Raw genomic sequence first — 22027 nt, 5'->3', positions numbered from 1 at the left:
GATAACCCTGGGGAAAAGAGCGAGAAAAGAGCCGAGCGATAATCAGGAGTGGATCCTGAAAATCGGTCGGCTCAGCGGTAAACTTTAAGTGCGTAGTGCAGACTTAAATTGTGGTCTACAATGGATTTGAACCTTCCTCTAATTGAATCCATTATATATCCTCCTAAACACAGAAAAGCCCCGAGAAATATTCATCGGGACTTTCTGGCTGTTTAACATCTTTAATTGGTTTACAACTTTAATATCACTGGACATGAACAAACGTTACCGGGTGAGAAAAAAGTGTGGAACCAATCTAGTTGATTTTACAGGGTTTTCTGCGACACGCTATAAACACGAAAAAAAGAAAGTCAGTAACCACTAAAAATTAACATGAAAAGAAAGTTGGAAACCAATTACCCTATTTTTAATTGTTACACGCAGCTCGAATATTGAACCCCTGATCTCCTGAATGTTGGATGACAATAAAATCCAACAAACACATCATACTTCCTACAGTAATTAAGCGTGTCTCAGGTCTAAATTTGAAGACCTTTCTGCCGTTTTGGTTACTTCAAACAAGTGACTTTAAATTAACTTTCGAAATACAATCAATAACAACGACTTCAGATGTTTCAACACATTCAAAATGTATACGACATTGTCCGTATAATTTAAAGTAATCTTTAAACGACTCAAAACCGTCGCCCTTTTGGTCTGTAATACCAACAACTAGAGGTTGATTGCAGACGAACATCTCTATAAGTACATACTTTTCGCGCTCTTCAATATTTATCTCAATACTTCCATTAAAATCCACGAATAGTGGTTTATCGAAAAACTGATCGAGTTGAACCGATTCCTGGATATTATTTTTCAAGGTTTGAAAGTCTTCTTTCGTCTCCATGAACTTTCCAACCGTTGGATATATAATCGTACCAGTTTCATCAATAAGTTGAAGACATCCTATAAAAATATAATCCTTTGCTATACTGAGAGGAATTTTCAACTGCACTCCAGCTATATCAATATAAATCAAATTTTCCTTAATGACTTCAAAATGTCCATAAATGGTTCTTTTCCAGCCTAAATCAACAATTAGGGTCTTTCCTCCAATTGTATTAGAAACACCCTTTTTAAAGATTTTATCTGAATGAAATTCGAAAAGGCGTTTATAATAAATAGCGGCTTCCGAGAGGTAACCTTTCTCCGTAAAACACAAAGCTAAGCCATAAAGTGCCTGCTGATTTTCATTATGTTTAGTCAAACATTGCTCAAAATAATCTATTGCATCATCATATAAACCAAAGAAGCGGTAAAGTTCACCTTTATGGGATACGGCTTCATAAGATTCTGAATCGATATCGAGAGCTTTGTTTATATGCTTTAAAGATTCACCATATACACCTGTTTGAAAATAGGCAATACTTAAGTTGAGATGCGCATCTTCAAACATACTATCTATCTCTAGACAAGCTTTGAAGTGAGCAATCGCTTTCTTAGTAGAGTCAGCACTTTCAGATATAAAATAGATATAACCTAAATTATAATGTGCCAGAACAGATGGCTTTAATGACAATGTATACTCAAACTGTTCAATAGCTTCATTAAATCTGTTTAAAGCTCCCAAACTCGAACCTCTAATTAAACATGCTTCATAGTGAGAGGGATCCATTTTTAAAATTTCATCGCAATACTTTATTGCGTAGTCATAATTATTTAATAACTCATGAAGTACAGCACATTGAACTTTCAATTCGTTTTTTTGATATATCTTCTCTATGCTCGAGTATATTTCCAAAGATTCACTAAATTCTTGATTATTGAAATGATCCTGCGCTTCTTGAATCCTTTTCTCTAATTGTTTAAAAATATCGTCCTTTGTTTCACCTAAAACAGATATTAACTCAGTCGGTTGAATGAATTGGGTCTCATACGCTGTTTTTATAATTTGCTTAACCAAAGATTCTGTAGAATGTTCTTCCACAAATTCTTTCAATTGCTTTAACGAAAGTGAACCACTCGTTTCTCGCAATTTCTGAATAAACACTGATAATTTATTCATAAAGCCCGATATATCTACTGTACGTCTTTCTCTCTCAAGCCATTTCGTTATTACGAAGAACAAAGCCATATGTGCCATATCTGCGGGCAGTTCAACATATTCGCTTTTTAAGAATAGATTATTTTTAAAATCTATTCCTTTTTTTTTCAACTCCGCTTCAAAATCAGAAGTTATAGATTCTTTCCAATCAGAATCTAAATCAGATTGTATCGCATACCTGAATCGGTCTCTCTTCTTTATAATTTGGCGCAATTCATCATCAAATTGGGCACAAACAACCATGATTGTATCATTTCTCTTCAGGGGAGTTTTTTCTAGGATTTTGAGCATATCTTTGAGGGATAATGTTTGTATTTTTACCTGTGCAGTTATTATATGCCCTTCTTTGTGAAGAGAAAAGTCATTTATCATTTCAATTCCAAGACTCAGTAGCTCATCGTCCTTATTTAGGTAATTGAAGAAATTGTATAAGGCACATGTATCTTGATAAGATAGGCCAGCTGAATTATGAATTCCTCCCATTAATTGTGGACCAAAGTAAGACGGTATCTGCATATTATCACCTTTACTTTTTTAATAAGTGAAGTTGTCAAGCTAAGTGCTATACCTCAACCCGAAAAGCTTCGTGCGCGATTTTCCATCCTAAACATTGGTATGGTCTAATATTAATGAGAAATAAAGAACAATGAAGATCCTCTTCGGTCACGCCATTGAAGTCGCGACCTATTATAGTTGGGTTTATTGTAACAGGTCGCTACTACGATGTATCCACTTTTTAGTCTGGCTGCAATCAAACTCCATATTTAGGACTTAAATATTCCTTAAAAACAAAAACAGGGTAGCCTGAATATGAACTTATCAGGCTACCCTCTAGATGTTTTAATAAATTAATTCATGCATGGTTCCACACATTTTTTACTGGTTCCAAAGTTTCTTTATTGGTTCCAGACTTTTTTTACTGGTTCCACACTTTTTTATCACTGGACAAACGTCCAATTCACTTAACTAAACCTACTCAACAGTAACGCTTTTCGCCAAATTACGCGGTTTATCCACGTCATGCTCAAGCGCTAGCGATGCATAATAAGAAATCAACTGCAGCGGGATAACGGACAATGCTGGCGACAGAATCGGAAGTGTCTTCGGAATCGCGAACAGCTCATCGACGGATTTCGCTACTTCTTCTTCGCTGCCTTCATTTGCTATGCCTAGAACATGAGCGCCGCGAGCTTTTACTTCTTTAATATTGCTTAGCGTTTTCTCGTAAAGCTCTTCCTGTGTTACAAGAGAGATAACCGGAATACCGTCCTCGATCAGGGCCAAGGTACCGTGCTTCAGTTCTCCTGCTGCATAAGCTTCGGAGTGAATGTAAGAAATTTCCTTCAGCTTGAGCGAGCCCTCTTGCGCTACAGCGTAGTCTACGCCGCGTCCGATGAAGAACAAATGCTTGTGATGCGAGATTGATTCCGCAACCTTCTTAAGAACTACCGCCTGTTCAAGGATAGACTCAACCTGCTCAGGCAGTTTATGCATAGCAGCTATTACTTCTTCGATATAAGCCGCTTCTTTTGTTTCAAGCGTGCCCGCAAGGTGAAGACCGAATAGGTAGAAGGCAATCAACTGCGATGTATAAGCTTTTGTTGAAGCAACCGCAATCTCAAGACCAGCCCAAGTGATAAGGACATGGTCTGCTTCGCGTGCTACCGAGCTTCCCACAACGTTTGTGATCGCCAGTACGCGAGCACCGTTGCGCTGTGCTTCACGAAGAGCAGCTAGCGTATCCGCCGTTTCGCCCGATTGGCTGACTACAATGACAAGGGTATCCGGTGTGATGATCGGCGAACGGTAACGGTATTCGGAAGCAACATCCGTCTCAACCGGAATGCGCGCAAGCGATTCAATAACCGATTTACCGACAAGCCCTGCATGGTAAGCCGTTCCGCAAGCCACAATGTGCACTTTACGAATCGATTTAATATATTCAGCTGTCATTCCCAGCTCTTTTAATTCCACGGATTTGCCGTCTTCTGCAATGCGGCTAATCATCGTATCACGGTAAGCTTTTGGCTGCTCGTGAATTTCTTTCAGCATAAAGTGATCAAATCCGGCTTTCTCCGCCGTTACAAGATCCCAATCGACATGGAATATTTCCTTGGAAATACTTTCGCCTTCAGTCGTCATCAATTCGACAGAACTGCTTGTCAGAATAGCCATTTCGCCGTCGTTCAAAATGTAAACGTTGCGAGTGTGCTCCAAAATAGCAGGAATATCCGAACCAATGAAGTTTTCGCCTTCGCCTACGCCAATAACAAGCGGACTTGCAAAACGAACAGCTACTAGACGATCCGGTTCAAACTCTGTCAATACGCCAAGCGCGAACGCTCCGCGCATACGTTTAACCGCACGTTGTACGGCTTCTACGATGTTGCCGTTATATTCATCAGCAATAAGATGGGAAATGACTTCCGTATCTGTCTCCGATACGAAAATATGCCCCTTTGCCATCAATTCTTCTTTCAGGTTCAAGTAATTCTCAACGATACCGTTGTGAACAACAGAAAACTTAGCGGTGTTGTCCGTGTGCGGATGCGAGTTCACATCAGATGGTTTACCATGAGTAGCCCAGCGAGTATGACCGATACCGACAAAACCTTCTAACGGTTCTTCGCGCAGCAAGCCTTCAAGGTTCGCCAAACGACCTTTGGACTTTGTAATTTCGAGCCCGTTTTTCGTGAAGACAGCGATACCGGCGGAATCATATCCCCGATACTCCAGCTTCTTCAATCCTTCGAGCAAAATGTCCTGAGAGTCGCGTTTACCAATATATCCTACAATTCCACACATAATTTAATAAGCCTCCGATAGGTTATTTTCCCGCCTTTATCGGATGCCGCCAATGCGTGGCACAGGCAATATGAAGTTGTCACAGATTAATCGCAATCATTGCGGAAAATGTAACCCCTCTGCCCGTGCCCACCCCACAGGTGGCATCTAGGACATACGGGAGTGATGAATACAAATACGAAAAATAATAAGCCCGCCGCACGATTGTATGACCGGTCGCCCGGCCGTTTTACGTAACGGCTTTCGGTTGGCTTGCAATACCGGAAGGTCCCCGCCGAATGTTTCGAACACCTTCACCTCGTCAGCTTCCCGTATGAACACCCGCTTCAAGCCCTAAATACAAGGCTCGGCAACAAGGCTGCCCACTACGCAAGCTCTGGCGCTTAACATGCTTAAATAACCTCTATCCTCTCTTTCCTTCCTGAATCACACTACTTATCATATTCATTTTAGCGCTGCTGTGCAACCATTCGATGAAAAAATACACAAGTATCTTCCAAAAAAAGGAGTCGAAGACCCGTCTTCTACAAGGTCCGACAAGCCTTCGACATGTTCACCTAAAAAGTTTAACCTAGCTCGCTTTTTACAACTTCAGCGATTTGATCGACATACGCCTCGACTTGGTCTTTCTCCGGACCTTCCGCCATCACGCGAATCAGGGACTCCGTACCCGATGGACGCACAAGGACACGGCCGTTATCGCCAAGCTCAAGCTCTACGAGTCTCACCGCTTCTTCGATTGCGGCATTGCCTTGGTACAAGCTTTTATCCGCTACCCGAACGTTAACAAGCTTCTGCGGGTACTTGCGCATAAGACCCTTAAGCTCGCTTAGCTTCTTACCGGAGGCTGCAAGCGTATCAACAAGCTGCAACGCAGTGAGGATGCCGTCACCCGTCGTAATATGGTCAAGGAAAATAACATGTCCGGATTGCTCGCCGCCAAGGTTAAAGCCGCCGCGACGCATTTCTTCCATAACATAACGGTCACCGACAGCAGTTTGCGCGGTTTTCAGGCCGATTCGCTCCGCACCTTTAAAGAAGCCGATATTAGCCATGACCGTCGTAACGATCGTATCTTCCTTCAGCTTGCCGGCCTGCTTCATCGCGTCGCCGATAATGCAAAGAATAAAGTCGCCGTCGACCTCTTCGCCCTTCTCGTCGATGGCAATGAGACGATCCGCGTCGCCGTCAAAAGAAAGCCCTAGATCCGCGCCGTGCTGCAGAACCTGCTCACGCAAATATTCAGGATGCGTCGATCCGACGCCAGCATTGATATTCAGCCCATCCGGCTCGGCGCCTACGGTAATGATGTCCGCTCCAAGCTCGCGGAATACGGAAGGAGCCAGCTCATAAGCAGAGCCGTTCGCGCAATCGAGCACGATTTTCAGACCGCTGAAATCTCCCTTGATCGTTGTCTTCAAATAGTCCAAATAACGCTGCTTAGCACCTTTATCGCTTGATACCGCTCCGATATCGCCGCCCTCGGGACGTGGCAATTCATCCGTTAACGCATCAATTAGCTGCTCGATTTCGAGCTCGGTATCATCCGATAATTTAAAACCGTCGCCCGCAAAAAACTTAATGCCGTTATCCTCTACGGGATTATGCGATGCTGAGATCATAACGCCTGCATCAGCGCCCGTCTCACGCGTAATATAAGCAACCGCCGGCGTAGAAACAACGCCTAGACGAACGACGCTTGCGCCGATGGACAACAGGCCTGCAATAAGCGCCGATTCAAGCATTGGGCCCGAAATCCGTGTATCCAAGCCGATAACTACTTTAGGTTTGTTAGCCTTGCGCGTTAGAACATAGCCGCCGCAGCGACCGATTTTGTATGCTAGCTCCGGTGTAAGCTCCCGGTTTGCTACCCCGCGAACACCGTCTGTACCGAAATATTTCCCCATAATTAAAATGCTCCTTTGTCATATAGTGCGTTTGTTACTATCTACTTATGCTGCTTTGTTGATTATGGATTCATTGTTGGACCTCCGGCAGCATTTTCGCTGCCGTTAGCGCTCTCCTCGCCGGTATCCGGCGCTGTCGGCGTCGGCGTTGGCGTCGGAGTAGACGTTGGAGGCTCCTCCGTCGGAGTGCCTCCAACCTCCTCCGCGTTTTCGTCATCCGTCCCCGCGGCTTCTTCTTCCACGATTTCAATCGATACCGTCAACGTCTCCCCGCTCCCGAGCACGGTCTGCACGTAAGCAGGCACATCCACCTGGAGCGTTACAACGTGTACGCCGGGCTTTAGCCCTTCGACATTTGCGATAATCGTTATCGCTTCTGCCTTCAATGCATTCAACACTGACTCTGCGCCGCTTACGGTTAAATCGTATTTCCCGTCAGCCGGATTTCGGAAAACCGCAGACGTTCCGCTCGAGGCGCCCTCTACGGCAATAGGCAGTCCCGTAAAGGTTCGCGTAATGATAGGCGCAACAACAACCTCGAGCGTGACTTCAGCCGGATCAATCGATTTAATGCCGTCAATCGCTTCCGTCTTGACCTGCACGGCCCCGGATTGCTTCACCTTGGAGAGGTCAAGCACAACGCCGTCATAGACCTGAAGCTCGTCTAACGCCTTCTGTTCGCCGTATACCGTCACCTCGTCAATGGCCGGCTTTACGGATACCAGGCTCAGCCCCTCCGGCAGAGAGCCCGTATAGCGCACCTGAAGAGGCAGCGTTTTGAACGGAGGCGTGATCTTAACCTCGACATGCACCGTTTCCGGAGAAATGATCGCGTTAGTCATTTCTATGCCGTCCGTGTCATAAACGACAACCTTTGCCTTTTTGTTCACGATTGTTTTATCTGCGCCCTCTACATTAACTTCCGTTGTAACGACGCCAACCCTGCTCATATCGTCCTTAGGCAGCGTAATTTGAACGCCGGCCGATGGCGCTACGACCGTAGAAGCGCCTACCACATAACCTCCTGCCGGTTTCCCTTCCGTCGTTACCTGAAGCTCGAACGGCTTTGTCAAAATCTCTTCGATTTGCACCGTTACCGTTCGCGGCGACATTTCAACAAGCTGAATTCCCTTTGGCAAGGTTGCAACCAGCGGCAATTCCTGAATGCCCGGCTTCGCGTCTTTTAAATCTACCTTGACGACATAATCGTCATCGGAGGAGGCGTTAAGAAGATTGGTAAGCCTTCCTTGTACGTCCAAGCGAACCACGGATGGCTCCATGGCCGTCATTACGTACTTGTCCGTATCTAGTCCGTCTGCTTTTATGACAGATGCTTCAATCGTCTTCGTGTCTACATTGGACGTAACCGTCTGAGGCGATGTGTCCGGATCAATGTGCACGACAGCCCAGAGCAGCAATCCCACGATAATGGAAATAATTTTGAGCGAGGTCGGGTGACTTAGCCATTTATCCATCTTGGCCTCCTTTCCGCTTCCAGAAAGACGATATCGTCACGCGTTCCTTCGCGCGCCCGTTCGTCTTCGGAGTCAGCTCATCGAACAGCTTCGAAATAAGCGATTCCTCGTTAATATCGCGTACGATCATGCCGCCCAGCGACAAGGATACTTGTCCCGTTTCTTCCGACACCGTAACCGATACGGCATCCGTTACCTCGCTTACGCCGATAGCGGCGCGGTGGCGCGTGCCAAGCTCTTTGCTGATAAAAGGGTTCTCCGACAACGGCAGGTAACAGCCTGCTGCCATGATTTGATTCGAGCGTATGATAACCGCGCCATCGTGAAGCGGCGTATTAGGCGTAAAAATATTAATGAGCAGCTCCGATGTAATCTTCGACTCCATACGGATTCCCGACTCAATCAATTCACTTAGCCCCGTGCTTCGCTCGAATACAATCAACGCTCCGATCTTACGCTCCGACATAAAGCGGACAGCCTTAATCAAGCCGTCAATTTGTTCATTAACGACATCCCGGTCAAGGGAATACGAACGCGCAAACAGCTTGCCGCGGCCAAGCTGCTCCAGCACGCGTCTTAGCTCCGGCTGAAAAATAATGAGCACGCTCACGATACCGAACGTGAACATCTGATTCATGAGCCATTTTAACGTATACAAATTGAACCATGTACTGAGCGCCCATACCGCAACGAGTATAAAAATACCTTTCAAAAGCTGAACCGCACGGGTTCCGCGCACCAGTAAAATCATTTTATAAATAATAAAACTGACTATGCCAACATCGATGATGTCCTTTAACCAGTCATGCCAAGTCAAATCCGAGAAATAACTCATATGCCAACCCCCAACAGCCGATCCCCTTATTCTTGTCTATTATCGGTTTTCAACTTTATTATTTTCTAGATATGGGATTGGAAATCCTTTTTTTCAAAAAAAAATAAAAAACGCCCCCCTGCAAGAGGGAGGCAGCTTGCATTAACGAGCATTACCGCCAAAAGTTTGCGTCACTTTGTACCAGAACCAATCGAGCGCTTGGTCAATGGTTCTGCTCTGACCTGCGATATGGCCGGTGGAGGCTAAGTTCAAGGAGCCGTCAATGACGGTTACGTTACCGTCTACCTCGCCCTTCACTTCAGCCACTCCGTTCTCCACGGTCAGGTTCCCCGTTAGATGGGCTCCCTCCGGTACAATGACTGTATTGCCTTCTATAATGACCTGCTGAAGATCCTCGCCTGCTACAATGAGCTTGGTGTCCTCTTCCCACATGGTGAAGAAGCTTCCCAGCATAACGAGTACAAACACTGCGGCCGCGGTAACTCCCGGGTACCTGTAGATGAAGCGTACGGCACGGTTCCGCTGCTTGTTTTGTTTCTTCGGCAGCTGCTGCATAATCCGCTGCGTCAATTGCTCTGATGCGTTCTTGTCATAATCCGCGGCAGGCTTAATCGCTTCTAAAGTTTGGAACGCCGCGGCGTCCGTCTTCTGGAGCTGTTCAAACCGACTGCGACAAGCCGGACAGGAAAGCAGATGAGATTTTAACGTAACGATATCTTCACGCGGCAGCTCGCCGTCTAAATAGTCATGCATCCATACGATGGCGACGTTGCAATTCATAGCAGCCAGTCCTTTCTTTCAGATGCTCGCGCATTAAGTTCTTTTCTCGCTATTAGGATACGTTGCTAACGAGAGGGATGTTTCACTTTTTTTTTGAATTCAAACACGATAATATGATTATAAGGATATCCGCCCTCGAAAAAAAGCCGATGTCCGGGACATGGCTTCCATTTTCATGCAAGGCCTCTCTTATTAGTTATAATTTGTGCTCCAGCTTCTTGCGAAGAAATTCCCTGCCCCGGTGAACACGGGTTTTGATCGTTGTCACGGGCATGTCCAGCACATCGCCAATCTCCTGCAAGGAAAGATCCTGCATATAGCGGAGAGTCATGACGCTCTTGTATTTCGGCGGCAGCGAAGCAATAGCTGCATGTATGATCCGCTGCGTATCCGACAGCAGAAGCTCTGATTCCGGCGTCCGATTGTCGCTTGGAATCATCGAATAGCCATCCAGGCCCTCGTGATCGGATGATTCCGCGTCAAGCGAATAGGTCGGCTTGCGTTTGCGCAGCCGGTCAATGCAGAGATTCGTCGCAATCCTGTAAATCCAGGTCGAAAACTTCAATGTATCATCATATCGGTCCAGGTTTTTGTATACGCGAAGGAAGGTGTCTTGAACCACATCCTCCGCCTCCTGGCGGCTGTTTAACATTCGATATGCCATATGAAAGAGCTTATCTTGATAGAGGTCTACAAGCTCAGCAAATGCTTGCTGATCGCCTTTGAGCGCTAACTTCGCCAGGCGTGCTTCCAATACGTTCACCTTAACTCCTCCAAACCTTCCGTTCATTCGACTAAATCGCCTTGCCATAGGCTCAGGCAACCTTATTGCATGGTACAACTGCTATTTGTATGTAATCGCAAGGTTCGGCCATACCCGCCGCTGCGATATGTCGTTTAATCTCCGTGCTGCACCTTCAACAAACCGTAGCGCGCGCAGCAAAAACTGCTAATACCGGCCTTAAGAGAAAGATAGGTGCGCAGGCTGAATTCAAATGATTACCATTCAAGGAAAATCGTAATCGACATGGACTTAAAAAGCAAGACAAATGAGAAAGTATACCTTCCGAATCTTCCTGGGCCTTCCGTGATCATTCATTCAAAAAGCAATGTCATTCAGCCATTATATCGGTTTGGCGCGAACACAGCAATCGACCTTAGGCTAGTTTATCGTTTCGACCTTCGGCCAGTATCCGCACACAATAGCAAAAAAGGTCTTAGAAGCCAAGCGGCCTCTAGACCTTCTGCATTGATGTATGCCCTGCGGATTACAGCGCATTCGTTTTTAATTGCTCTAGCACCTCTGTAATCGTCGTTGTAGGAATAGCGAAGCCTATGCCCTGTGCCTCTGCGTTAACCGCCGTATTAATACCGATCACCTCACCCGCTTCATTAAGGAGCGGTCCTCCGGAATTGCCCGGATTAATCGAAGCGTCCGTTTGAAGCAGATGCTCGTAATCATGTTCGCCCTGATCATCCGCGATTGTGATCGGACGTTCTTTGGCACTCAGCACACCCATGGTCAGCGTTTGATCAAAGCCATAGGGATTGCCGATTGCGATAACCCAATCGCCAATTTGAGTAGCGTCAGAGCTTCCAAGCTTAAGCGAAGGAAACGCGTTGCCGTCAGGGCTTTCCACCTTCAGCACGGCCAGGTCGAGCTCATAGCTCGAACCGAGAACCTTCGCTGTAAGAGGTTCGTCATAACCTTGGACGGTAACCTTCACTTCCTTTGCGCCCGCGACTACATGTTCATTCGTCAAAATGTAACCATCCGACTCAAAGAAAAATCCTGTTCCCGAGCCCATCAGCTGCAGCTCTGTGCCATTTGTCTCCTGCTGTTGCTGTTCCTGTTGCTGTTCCTGCTGCTGCCCCGGTTGTTCGCCGCCAAAAAACTGCCGGAAGCCTGGATCATCATACATGGAAGCTGACTGAGGCTCCCCGTAATTTTCAATCTTCACTACCGCCGGGCTTGCTTCGGCATAAACGGATGCAATGTCATCGCTAGTGCTTAACGACGCCGTAGACAGTCCTGCATCCTGCTGGGCGGATTGGCTTACGACGCTCGAACCGCTGCTTTGAAGCGCCTGCTCATTTCCACTAAACAGATTGTTTTTATCTGCCATATACGAGAAGCCGCCGATGACCATCGCACCGATCAAGAATGAGGCAAGCAGCGTCTTTGCCGAGCTTCTCCCAGCACGTTTCGATCGCTTCCCCCCATCCGTTACCGGCCTGCTTTCCGTTTTCTGTACATTTAGTTCTCTCTCATAAGAGGCTCTAAGCTCATTGGTAGTTTTGCTGGATTCATAAATATAAGTAGTGGCAGGAGTCTCGCTAGCCGTGTTCGATGTATGAGTTTCCGTATAAGTATCGTTCGATGATTCCGGGCGTTTATTTTCCTCGTTCATTTTTATCATCCTTCCATAGTAGGTGTAGGTGTCTGTTTCCTATGTACCTATCATGCAGGATATACCTTAAACGAAACTTAAGCGGATCATAAAGGAACATAAGAAAATAGAAGGCTTGATTTCAGCTGTTCTTAATGTTCGATAATGTTGATGCGCTAGCATTGCGTTCCCTTTTTTGGTCATAAAAAAAGCCAGCCATGGTCTGCACCATGGCCAGCTGATTTCATTCGCCTAAGCGATATATTTAATGGATTAGCCTGTATTCCGAAGGCCGGCCGCAATGCCGTTGATCGTCAGAAGCACCTCTCGGAGCAGCTGCGGATCATCCTCTTCGTTATCACGAAGCGCGCGAAGCTCGGTTAGCAGCTGCACTTGCATGTAGCTAAGCGGATCGACGTATGGATTGCGTAGACGGATCGACTCTTGAATAACAGGAACATTATCCAAAATTTCCGTTTGACCCGTAATGCTTAGAATCAGCTCGGAAGTCAGCTTATACTCTTGTTCGATTTGTTCGAAAATACGATCGCGGATCGTTTGGTCCTTGATCATATCCGCATATTCCTTCGCAATGACCAAATCTGCTTTAGCTAGCGCCATTTGCAGGTTATCAATAAGCGAGCGGAAGAACGGGAACTTCTCGTACATCGTGCGAAGCGTGTTCATCTTCGCTTCGTCCTCGCCTGCGTATTGATGCAATGCAGTACCGGCAGCATACCATGCAGGCAGAAGGTAACGGCTTTGCGTCCAAGCGAACACCCAAGGAATCGCGCGCAGATCCTCAAAACGATCGCTGTTTTTCCGTTTGGACGGACGGGAGCCAATGTTCAGCTCGCCAACCTCAGGCAGCGGCGTAGATTCCTTGAAGTAAGTCAAGAAATCCGGATCGCGGAAAATAAGATCCTGATACTTCACGAGCGCCGTCTCGGAAATCGAACGCGCAATTTCATCCCACTCCGCTTCCGCTTGCGGTGCTTGCTCTGGGTATTTCGCCAGGCGAGCGGCCGTAATCAGCGCCCATGTTGCTTGCTCCAAGCTGCGGTATGCAATACCTTGCATCGAATAACGGGAGGAGAGAACCTCGCCCTGCTCGGTAATCTTGATGCCGCCGCCAATCGTATGAGGCGGTTGCGCCAGAATGCTGCGGTTAAGCGGCATTCCGCCGCGGCCAAGAGCGCCTCCGCGGCCGTGGAAAAACTTCAGCTTCACGTCGTACTCTTTGCCGGCAGCCGTTATGTCATTCAGCGCTACGCGCAGCTCCCAGTTCGCTGTAACCACGCCGCCGTCTTTGTTGCTGTCGGAATAACCAAGCATAATCTCATGCAGATTGCCGCGAGCAGCAACCGCTTGGCGGTAAACCGGCATCTCGAACAGTTCTTTCATAATTGATGGCGCCGCATGAAGATCGTCGATCGTCTCAAATAACGGTACCGATTGCAGCGTGCAGCGGATGGTACCGTCAGCTTCCTTGCGGAATAAGCCGACTTCCTTCGCAAATACCATAACCTCAAGCATATCGCTCGCTGCTTCCGTCATGCTGATCAAATAGCTCGAGATACAATTGACGCCAAATTCTTGCTGTGCCCGGTAAATCGTATGGTAAACGCTCAAGCATTCACGCGTAGACTCCGAATAATCCAAGTGACCCGACGTTAGCGGGCGCGGATCGTTCAGTAGACGGTGAAGCAGATCCGTTTTCTCTTCTTCCGAAAGTGACGCGTAGTCAGCAACTACGTTCATTTTCGCCAAAATTTCAGACATTGCATTTTCATGCTCTTGGCTGTGCTGACGAACGTCAAGCGCCATAAGGTGGAAGCCAAACAGCTCCACTTGACGGATAAGCTTAGCAAGTGCCGTATCCGCTACATAATCAGCAAAGTGATGACGCAGGCTGCGGTCAATAACGAGCAAGTCTTGACGAAGCTCATCCGGGTTGTTATAACGCATTAGCGAGCCTTTAAGGGATTCATCGCGCGTATTAGCCAGCTTCTCAAGCATGAAGCCCAGCTTAATACGGTAAGGCTCCTTCGTATTTCTCCATAGTTCGACGCACTTCAGCTCGACATGCTCGCGATCCGAACGAATCGATTCCGCTAACTCATCGGATACTTCGACCAGGTTTGTGCTGAAGCTGAGCAGATCCATCAGCTCATTAAGCTTCTCTTCATACTTGCGAATCGCCAGCTGACGGTGCAGCGTTAGCGTCTCCCAAGTGACCTTCGCCGTTACGGATGGGTTGCCATCGCGGTCGCCGCCGATCCATGAGCCGAAGCGCAGGTAATCAGGCACATGCCAGTTCTCGTCTGGATAGTATTTGCTCAGGCAGCGTTCAAGCTCTTCATATACGCTTGGCAGCACCTCGAACAACGTTTCATCAAAATAGTACAAGCCGTTGCGAACTTCATCGATAACGGTTGGTTTGCGGTCACGAAGCTCGTCTGTCTGCCACAATATAAGAACCTCGTTCATGAGCTTCTCACGCAGCTTCTCGCGTTCGCGATAGGTTAATGTAGGGTTATCCAGCTCCATCACATCAACGGCAATCCGTTTATGAATATCAAGCACCGCGCGGCGAGTTGCCTCGGTCGGATGCGCAGTCATAACAAGCTCAAGCGAAATATTGCTCAAAATATCCTGAACGTCTTCGATCGCAATCCCGCGTTCTTTCAAATCTTGAACGGCGCTTTCAATGGAGCCGCGTTGTACCGTTTCGCCTGCAGAAACCTCATAATCGCGTTTCCGTCTAATCCGGTGGTTTTGCTCAGCAATATTGACGAGCTGAAAATAAATAGCAAACGCCCTGATTACTTGATGACGTATTTCCGGGCTAAGGGAAGATACGTTTTCCTTGAATTGATCAAATATTTCCGGTACAAATTCAGCGCGAAGCGCTTTACTTTGCTCACGAATCCGTTCCACGATATCCAACAGCTCCCGGCCGCCTTGATGAACGAGAACTTCGCCGAGAATGTTTCCTAAAAACCGGACATCGCGTCGCAGCAAATTGTTAGCCTGCTGCCGATTTGTCGTTAAGGTAGATGCAGATTGATCCGACATACTGTTCCTCCTAAATTTTTGCGAAGCAAGATCGCTCCGTAAGCATTTACTTGTTTTGTGAAGCAAAAATCGCTTCGGAAGCTTGCATGTACAACATGAACGTTTTTTGACTTCTACCATCATACTACAAAAACCTACAGGGTTGAAGCCCTGAAGCCAATCCATCCAAAAACAGAGAAGCCACGCCCCGTGGGATACTTGCTCTGTTCTGCAGCCTAACAGCCGGTATTCAATGACACCCGTTTTATAAAACGAACGTTAGCCATAGTCTGTTCTAAAATAAAAAAAAGCCCTTGAATGATCAAGGACTTCGTCGTTTGTAGTTGGAGCGGGTGATGGGAATCGAACCCACGCTATTAGCTTGGAAGGCTAAAGTTCTACCATTGAACTACACCCGCATAAAAAATGAAATATGGTCGGGACGACACGATTTGAACATGCGACCCCCTGGTCCCAAACCAGGTGCTCTACCAAGCTGAGCTACGTCCCGAGGTGTAAATAAAGTGCATCTATTGATGGGATAATGGCGTGCCCTAAGAGATTCGAACTCCTGACCTTTTGATTCGTAGTCAAACGCTCTATCCAGCTGAGCTAAGGGCACACATTATGGAGCGGAAGACGGGAATCGAACCCGCGACCCTCGCCTTGGCAAGGCGATGCTCTACCGCTGAGCCACTTCCGCATGTTATTCGTGTCAGCCGTTCGTGATGTTTATCATCGCGGCGACAAGTAATAATATATCACCCCTGAAAACAAAAAGCAACTGTTTTTATAAAAAAGTTTTAAATTATTTTCGCAAACCTTAATTTCACAGTACTGCCCAGTCGGAAAATCCAGCAATGACGCGGAAATTTGTTCGAAACATAACTGATCTTTCTAATTAAGCTTATGTAAATCGTGCCCCATTATGACACTTGAACCGGCCATTCCTGCAGAGGAACAACTATAAGATTAGCGGATGTTATTCTGGAAAATAAGCATGCTTCTATCGGATATGGACAGGTCGGGATGACTGGCCTCCAATCTTCTTAAGTTTCGCCTGCAACAGCTGTAAGCTGCATATGATGTTAAATGTACCTCCTTTGCTAACTGTCAGGATAGATAAGGTTAGCTGTTTATTGAACATTTCTCGCGCACGTATGCCAGCCGCATGAAAAAAAGAGACGGTCTTAAAAGGTATGTAACCTTTAGACAGTCTCTCATGGGATTCCAATGGAATTAAGCTCCTGCAGCAGCTAATAGCTTCTCTTGCGCCGTACGGCTGTTCATCGTTACCTTATCCGCAGCCGGCTGCCCTGCCAGCGCATACGGCAAGCAAAGCGGAACGCCAGTACGCGGGTCAGGAACGATGTCTGCTTCAATATTGAATACTTCACGCATGATATCCGGCGTCATTACTTCAGCAGGCGTTCCTTCGCCAACGACGACACCTGTTTTAATAGCGATCATATGATGGGCGTAGCGCGTTGCGTGATTCAAATCATGCACAACCATCACGACGGTGCGGTTATTGCTTGCGTTAAGCTTTTGAAGCAAATGGAGAACTTCCAGCTGATGGGCCATATCAAGGAAAGTCGTTGGCTCGTCAAGGAACAAGATATCCGTTTCCTGCGCAAGCGCCATTGCTATCCAAGCACGCTGGCGTTGTCCGCCTGACAGATGATCAACGGGACGATCCGCAAAATCAGTCATGCCTGTCGCTTCGATTGCCCATTGTACGATGCTGCGGTCATCCTTGCTCATCGATCCGAAGCCCTTTTGGTAAGGAAAGCGGCCGTAGGATACAAGCTCAGCTACAGTCAGTCCGTCCGGCGCGGTTGGATTTTGCGGCAATATGGCCAGCTGCTTCGCTACTTCCTTCGTCGATTGCTTATGAATGGATTTGCCGTCCAAAAGTACGCTGCCTTGGGAAGGGTTCATAATACGGGCCATCGTTTTCAAAATCGTTGATTTCCCAGAGCCGTTCGCTCCTACAAGCGCCGTAATTTTCCCTTGAGGTATAGCAATGTTTAAGTTTTGGACGATAAGACGATCATCGTAAGCAATGTCAAGACTCGAAGTCGTTAGACGAATCATTGGACATTCACGCTCCTTCCGCTGCCTGGGGCAGACACCTTCTGATTAAGTATTTGTATTTCGTTTAAAAAACGAAAATTGATAACGATTATCATTGACGTCTTAATGATAATGTTTCTCACAAAAAAAGTCAATGGTTAACTTTGTGACGCGCAGCATCAAGCAAGCCTAATTTTATGAGTCATGAAAAAAAAGACCGTTCTCTCCCAAGAACGGCCTTCGCATTTATATTTAACTTCATTTACCATTTCAGCTTCGTCCCGAATACGAGTCCGTTGCTAATTAGCCTGCCTGGCGTAGTAATGAGTTTTCCTTGTGCGTACATGCCGGAGGATGCGCCTCCATCCAAATTCATTGCTTGCACGGCTCCGAGCTGAACCATGATTTGGCCCCACTGTTTAATCGTTGCCTTGGGTACGGTCGCAAGCAGGATAGTGCCATCCTTTTTCACGAGGATTCCGCTTCTGGAAGCAGCATCGGTTAATATTTTTGAGCTGCTAAAGCCTTCCAATGCCGGGCTGATTGCCAGCTTCCCATCCTTCACCAGCCTCGGGCCGGCACCAATCGCCGTATGCACGCGGGACCACTTTACAGGAGCCTTGTCCAAATTGGTCATCTCTATTTTGTAGTCGACCTTCGTTCCGATCTGGAAGCGCGAAGCCAGCTTCTCCTCCGAGCCCGTGTAGACGAGAACGTATCCGTCAGTTGGAATGCTCGCATTCTCTTTCTTGCTTATTTTCGTCACGATCCCTTTACGGACGGTGATCGCCGTACCTAATGCAAAGCCAAGCTTTGCTCCGCGCTTTGGCGTAAACATAATGGCTGAGGATGCGCCTGCCGCCGGCGTACGGTTAATGAAATACGCATACCAATTGTTCGGCGAGGTGAAAGAGCCGTTTGTGCCTCCTGAAATTTTAACGCGGAGCGTGTCCATCACCACAGTACCGTCCCACGTAAAGCCAATCGCCGTGCCCGTGTTACCGATATGTTCGACGCTGCCGTCTACGATAACCGTTCCGTAAGGCTCGGGTATGCCTCCATAGGCCTCGAAATAGGTGCCGTTGATAGCTGCATCGGCTTGATAGGCATTTGCAATCGCCTGCAGAGACTGCACGACGCCGACTTTACGGCTTGCCAGCCCAGCTGTAAGCGGCATTCCCTTTGGCACAATAACCGTTTGCACCGAAAATGACTTACCCGCTGCCGTAACCTGTCTCGCTTCATCCTTTACCTTCAGCTTAGACGCTGCAGCCGTAACCTGAACGGGAAGCATTAGCTCTCCTTTATAGCCGTTGGCTGTAACCGCGATATACAAGTTTGCTTTTCCCGCGGCAACCGGGGTTATGACGCTGTTGCCATTGATGCGAACGACCGCCGTGTTGTCGGAGCGATAGCTGACGGCGACGGGATCGGACAGCTTCAGCTTGTCCGTGAGCGGGAGCCTCGTATCCAGCGGCAGCTTAAGCGAAGCCTCTGCATAGGTAATCGCCACGGGGCGGATTGGCCCCGCTGCGATAAGCTTGTCGGCGGAGGCGTAAGCGAACCGTCCGCTGCCCTGCGGCGCCACGCCGCTCGCGGGAACCGCGGCGTGCCCGCCGTAGGTGTACGAGATCGACCCGGCGGAGCCGTCGATCGCGTACACGGCGCCGGAACGTCCGCCGGCCAGTACGATGCCGGCGGAAGGGTCCGGCGCCAGCGACGCGGGGCCGAAACCGGCCGCCCCGCTGGCGCTGATGCGCCATAGTTCCGCCCCGTCTGCGAGGCGGAACGCAGCAATGCCGTTGCCGCTAAGCTCCGCGGCAACGACAGCCCCTCCATCCCCGGGCAAGTGCACCGGGGATGTCCAGCCGCCTGCGGGCGCCGCCGCAAGCTCGCGCGTGAATCGGACCTTGCCGTCCTCTTCATACGCGGCAACCGCCTTGCCCGCAAGCAGCACAACGCCTCCGCTTGCGCCGTCGGCGATCAGCCTCGCCCCTTGCAGCGTCTGCGCAAGCGACGCCGCCCAAACAACGGCATTGCCGCGCACTGCGTACAGCACGCCATTGCCGCCCAGGGCATACACGCCGCTCTTACCTGCGGCGAGCTCCTTCACAGTGACGCCGGCCGGTAGCAATGCGGCCTGCTTCTCCCCCGCGCTGCTTAGCGACAAAATCGCATGCTGATAGGCAAAATACGGATTGCCTTCTCCATCCGTCACCATGCCGGAGGACTGCAGCTGCTCCTTTTTATCCTTAAAATAATAGATACCCATCTGTCCGCCGTTGCCTGCATTATCGTATTGAAACAACCTGGCACCTGTGCCCGCCACAAAAATCTGGCCTTTCGCATTGATAGCCGGCGCTGATAATCGGCTATAGGCGTTGATTTTCTTCACTTCTTTTCCGTTCACATCCAAGATCGATATCCAACTGTTCGACGTTACAGCCATCACTTTGCCATTTGGCAATGCTATTGGCGGATAAAGCGTCCCCTTTGCGGTAAAACGCCAATATTCAATTTCAGCTTTAGCAGGCAAATTGCTCTTAAGCCCTATGTTTTCAGCTTTCGAGGCGCTGGAATCTTCCGCTGCCGAAACAACGTTATTCTCATTTCCCCCAATAGAATAAAATCCAGCGTTATCTATATAACTGATTCCTAAAGCGATGGTTAGCAGCACAGCTAGTCCGCGCTTTCTCAAGCACTTTGTTTTTAGAAACATAAGCCATTCTCCTTCATATTTACAGATTCCAGTTAGTCCCAATGAACTATATCGACAGGAATTTGATAAAATTGAAGTATAAGTTTCCAGCTATATGAGATACTTCTCCAGGACAAAGACTCGCAATCACCTAAAACATTTGACGTATAAAAGATTTATTAGATTTACAATTAATTCCTATGATTATTAACTTCCTTTATCCTCAATATCACTGATTCGACGATTAAATAACGTGAACCGTTCTAAGTTTTGCATGCAGCTCGGTAGCGATTATGAACATGTAAAAAAGCTGTACGCCGATGTGAACGTCAGAAAATATCTCGGAGGCATTATTCCGGAGATCCATGCTTTGAACAAATTTATGGAGACTTTAGATCGCGCCAACCGCCATCAATCTTTTTATTGGGCTGTCACGCTAAAAGAAAACAATACGTTCATTGGTCTTGTGTCCTTGGAAAACCACAGGGATGGTCTACATATGGAGGTGTCGTACGAGTTTTCACCTAACAACTGGGGGCATGGCTATGCTGAAGAAGTGATCAGACGGCTTATTCTGTATGCATTTAAAGAGCTTAATCAATCTAAGCTTATAGCTGAGATACAAAGCGCCAACCTCTCTTCCTGCAGGCTTCTAGAAAAGGTGGGCATGAAAGCCGAACAAACCTTATATCGATATGGCGCTGAGCAAGTGATTACGGCATATCGTACTGATCGATAGGTCTGCATTATGTTTATAGACAGCAAAAAACCCTTGTTCGCCAAGGGTTTTCTCATGGTATGGTGCGCGTAGAGGGACTTGAACCCCCACGGTCGCCCGCTAGATCCTAAGTCTAGTGCGTCTGCCAATTCCGCCATACGCGCATATGTGATTCCGGTAAAGCTAAACCATGTTTTGCAGGACTTCCACCTACGTTACTCTGTTGACATACAGAGTGTTTCCCGATTAAGGGTCTTAAAGATGGTGCGCGTAGAGGGACTTGAACCCCCACGGTCGCCCGCCAGATCCTAAGTCTGGTGCGTCTGCCAATTCCGCCATACGCGCATGTGAGATAAAAAAATGGTGAGTCATGTAGGATTCGAACCTACGACACCCTGATTAAAAGTCAGGTGCTCTACCAACTGAGCTAATGACTCATAGTATAAGTGGCTGGGGATTCAGGGATCGAACCTGAGAATGACGGAGTCAAAGTCCGTTGCCTTACCGCTTGGCTAATCCCCAGCAGCGATATGGTGGACGCTGACGGGATCGAACCGCCGACCCTCTGCTTGTAAGGCAGATGCTCTCCCAGCTGAGCTAAGCGTCCAAGTGTAAAGGCGCCTTTTGTGAAAAAGGTAATTGGTGACCCGTAGGGGACTCGAACCCCTGTTACCTCCGTGAAAGGGAGGTGTCTTAACCACTTGACCAACGGGCCATACAGAAATTAAAGCTTGTCCTTGCAGTTGAAAGTATAACTGGAGCTCTCAACCGGGATCGAACCGGTGACCTCATCCTTACCATGGATGCACTCTACCTACTGAGCTATGAGAGCATAATGGCTCCCCGAACAGGACTCGAACCTGTGACAACTCGATTAACAGTCGAGTGCTCTACCAACTGAGCTATCAGGGAACATTGCATATTCGCGTTGAAATGTCTCCAAGAGCTTCAACTGCAAAAGAGGCACGGTTGAACTTCAAGGCATTGCGCCTTGAAAACTGGATACGAAAGTTTAGGTTTGCTGAAACCTTTTTAGCTGCTGTCTGCCGGATGTATGGGTCCGGGGCAAACTTAACCGTATGCTTACGATGTAAGTTTGCTTCTCAAACGTTTTAGGATAAGCCCTCGACCGATTAGTATTCGTCAGCTGCACACATTGCTGTGCTTCCACCCCGAACCTATCAACCTCGTCGTCTTCAAGGG

General features: G+C 47.7%; 12 protein-coding genes, 12 tRNA genes and 1 rRNA gene. 1 reads left to right on the top strand and 24 read right to left on the bottom strand.

Going from position 1 to position 22027, the window contains the following annotated elements; genetic code table 11:
- Positions 1-553: 553 nt before the first annotated feature.
- The 15 genes from MRBLPE1_RS32070 to MRBLPE1_RS32000 all read right to left on the bottom strand — a co-directional run bounded on the left by MRBLPE1_RS32070 (position 554) and on the right by MRBLPE1_RS32000 (position 20127).
- On the bottom strand, positions 554-2599 hold the full coding sequence (locus MRBLPE1_RS32070; RefSeq protein WP_364154310.1) for a tetratricopeptide repeat protein: 2046 nt from the start codon (positions 2597-2599) through the stop codon (positions 554-556).
- Positions 2600-3055: 456 nt separating this feature from the next.
- Positions 3056-4888 carry a glutamine--fructose-6-phosphate transaminase (isomerizing) gene (glmS, locus tag MRBLPE1_RS32065; protein ID WP_364154308.1) on the bottom strand — a complete coding sequence of 611 codons (1833 nt, stop codon included), beginning with the start codon at positions 4886-4888 and terminating at the stop codon, positions 3056-3058.
- Positions 4889-5454: 566 nt separating this feature from the next.
- Positions 5455-6795, bottom strand: a complete 1341-nt coding sequence (glmM, locus tag MRBLPE1_RS32060; protein ID WP_364154307.1) for a phosphoglucosamine mutase — start codon at positions 6793-6795, stop codon at positions 5455-5457.
- 62 nt (positions 6796-6857) lie between these two features.
- Positions 6858-8270, bottom strand: a complete 1413-nt coding sequence (locus tag MRBLPE1_RS32055) for a CdaR family protein (RefSeq protein WP_364154306.1) — start codon at positions 8268-8270, stop codon at positions 6858-6860.
- Complete coding sequence (cdaA, locus tag MRBLPE1_RS32050) at positions 8263-9105, bottom strand: diadenylate cyclase CdaA (protein WP_364154305.1); 843 nt, start codon at positions 9103-9105, stop codon at positions 8263-8265. The genes MRBLPE1_RS32055 and cdaA overlap by 8 nt, the downstream gene beginning before the upstream one ends.
- Before the next feature lie 141 nt (positions 9106-9246).
- Positions 9247-9885 (bottom strand): zf-HC2 domain-containing protein, encoded by a 639-nt coding sequence (locus MRBLPE1_RS32045; protein ID WP_364154303.1) that lies wholly within the window; start codon positions 9883-9885, stop codon positions 9247-9249.
- Between the two features lie 196 nt (positions 9886-10081).
- A complete protein-coding gene (sigW, locus tag MRBLPE1_RS32040) occupies positions 10082-10648 on the bottom strand; it encodes an RNA polymerase sigma factor SigW (protein ID WP_364154302.1) in 567 nt (188 codons plus the stop codon).
- Positions 10649-11153: 505 nt separating this feature from the next.
- Positions 11154-12296, bottom strand: a complete 1143-nt coding sequence (locus MRBLPE1_RS32035; protein ID WP_364154299.1) for a S1C family serine protease — start codon at positions 12294-12296, stop codon at positions 11154-11156.
- Between the two features lie 252 nt (positions 12297-12548).
- Entirely contained in the window at positions 12549-15353 is a 2805-nt protein-coding gene (gene ppc / locus MRBLPE1_RS32030) for a phosphoenolpyruvate carboxylase (RefSeq protein ID WP_364154297.1), read from the bottom strand.
- Between the two features lie 324 nt (positions 15354-15677).
- Positions 15678-15751: transfer RNA gene (locus tag MRBLPE1_RS32025), tRNA-Gly, on the bottom strand.
- A 15-nt stretch (positions 15752-15766) separates the two neighbouring features.
- Positions 15767-15843, bottom strand: a tRNA-Pro gene (locus MRBLPE1_RS32020).
- A gap of 34 nt (positions 15844-15877) precedes the next feature.
- Positions 15878-15954: transfer RNA gene (locus tag MRBLPE1_RS32015), tRNA-Arg, on the bottom strand.
- 6 nt (positions 15955-15960) lie between these two features.
- Positions 15961-16035: transfer RNA gene (locus MRBLPE1_RS32010), tRNA-Gly, on the bottom strand.
- A gap of 536 nt (positions 16036-16571) precedes the next feature.
- Positions 16572-17429, bottom strand: a complete 858-nt coding sequence (locus MRBLPE1_RS32005; protein WP_364154294.1) for an ABC transporter ATP-binding protein — start codon at positions 17427-17429, stop codon at positions 16572-16574.
- Positions 17430-17670: 241 nt separating this feature from the next.
- A complete protein-coding gene (locus MRBLPE1_RS32000) occupies positions 17671-20127 on the bottom strand; it encodes a phosphodiester glycosidase family protein (protein ID WP_364154292.1) in 2457 nt (818 codons plus the stop codon).
- Positions 20128-20359: 232 nt separating this feature from the next.
- Here MRBLPE1_RS32000 and MRBLPE1_RS31995 point away from each other — a divergent pair, with 232 nt between their 5' ends.
- Positions 20360-20845: a GNAT family N-acetyltransferase gene (locus tag MRBLPE1_RS31995; protein WP_364154289.1), complete on the top strand. Its 486-nt coding sequence runs from the start codon at positions 20360-20362 to the stop codon at positions 20843-20845.
- A 60-nt stretch (positions 20846-20905) separates the two neighbouring features.
- On the opposite strand, the gene MRBLPE1_RS31990 is transcribed toward MRBLPE1_RS31995, so the two are convergent.
- From MRBLPE1_RS31990 to MRBLPE1_RS31950, 9 genes are all read right to left on the bottom strand, one after another.
- A tRNA-Leu gene (locus MRBLPE1_RS31990) sits at positions 20906-20988 on the bottom strand.
- Positions 20989-21086: 98 nt separating this feature from the next.
- A tRNA-Leu gene (locus tag MRBLPE1_RS31985) sits at positions 21087-21169 on the bottom strand.
- A 16-nt stretch (positions 21170-21185) separates the two neighbouring features.
- Positions 21186-21261 (bottom strand) — tRNA-Lys (locus MRBLPE1_RS31980).
- A gap of 10 nt (positions 21262-21271) precedes the next feature.
- Positions 21272-21346, bottom strand: a tRNA-Gln gene (locus tag MRBLPE1_RS31975).
- A gap of 9 nt (positions 21347-21355) precedes the next feature.
- Positions 21356-21431, bottom strand: a tRNA-Val gene (locus MRBLPE1_RS31970).
- 33 nt (positions 21432-21464) lie between these two features.
- Positions 21465-21539, bottom strand: a tRNA-Glu gene (locus MRBLPE1_RS31965).
- A gap of 41 nt (positions 21540-21580) precedes the next feature.
- Positions 21581-21656 (bottom strand) — tRNA-Thr (locus tag MRBLPE1_RS31960).
- A 4-nt stretch (positions 21657-21660) separates the two neighbouring features.
- Positions 21661-21736 (bottom strand) — tRNA-Asn (locus tag MRBLPE1_RS31955).
- A 201-nt stretch (positions 21737-21937) separates the two neighbouring features.
- A 23S ribosomal RNA gene (locus MRBLPE1_RS31950) occupies positions 21938-22027 on the bottom strand; the annotation flags it as partial.

The organism is Paenibacillus sp. LPE1-1-1.1 (assembly GCF_040676435.1).
In the GTDB taxonomy this organism is placed as follows: domain Bacteria; phylum Bacillota; class Bacilli; order Paenibacillales; family Paenibacillaceae; genus Pristimantibacillus.
Note: the sequence above shows the minus strand (reverse complement) of the source record. Positions and strands in the feature narration are given on the sequence as shown.

Coding starts and splice junctions, on each gene's coding strand:
- MRBLPE1_RS32035 (WP_364154299.1), bottom strand. CDS start 12,296: ATGAACGAGGAAAATAAACGCCCGGAATCATCGAACGATACTTATACG.
- MRBLPE1_RS32045 (WP_364154303.1), bottom strand. CDS start 9,885: ATGAATTGCAACGTCGCCATCGTATGGATGCATGACTATTTAGACGGC.
- MRBLPE1_RS32000 (WP_364154292.1), bottom strand. CDS start 20,127: ATGTTTCTAAAAACAAAGTGCTTGAGAAAGCGCGGACTAGCTGTGCTG.
- cdaA (WP_364154305.1), bottom strand. CDS start 9,105: ATGAGTTATTTCTCGGATTTGACTTGGCATGACTGGTTAAAGGACATC.
- MRBLPE1_RS32070 (WP_364154310.1), bottom strand. CDS start 2,599: ATGCAGATACCGTCTTACTTTGGTCCACAATTAATGGGAGGAATTCAT.
- glmS (WP_364154308.1), bottom strand. CDS start 4,888: ATGTGTGGAATTGTAGGATATATTGGTAAACGCGACTCTCAGGACATT.
- glmM (WP_364154307.1), bottom strand. CDS start 6,795: ATGGGGAAATATTTCGGTACAGACGGTGTTCGCGGGGTAGCAAACCGG.
- ppc (WP_364154297.1), bottom strand. CDS start 15,353: ATGTCGGATCAATCTGCATCTACCTTAACGACAAATCGGCAGCAGGCT.
- MRBLPE1_RS32005 (WP_364154294.1), bottom strand. CDS start 17,429: ATGATTCGTCTAACGACTTCGAGTCTTGACATTGCTTACGATGATCGT.
- MRBLPE1_RS32055 (WP_364154306.1), bottom strand. CDS start 8,270: ATGGATAAATGGCTAAGTCACCCGACCTCGCTCAAAATTATTTCCATT.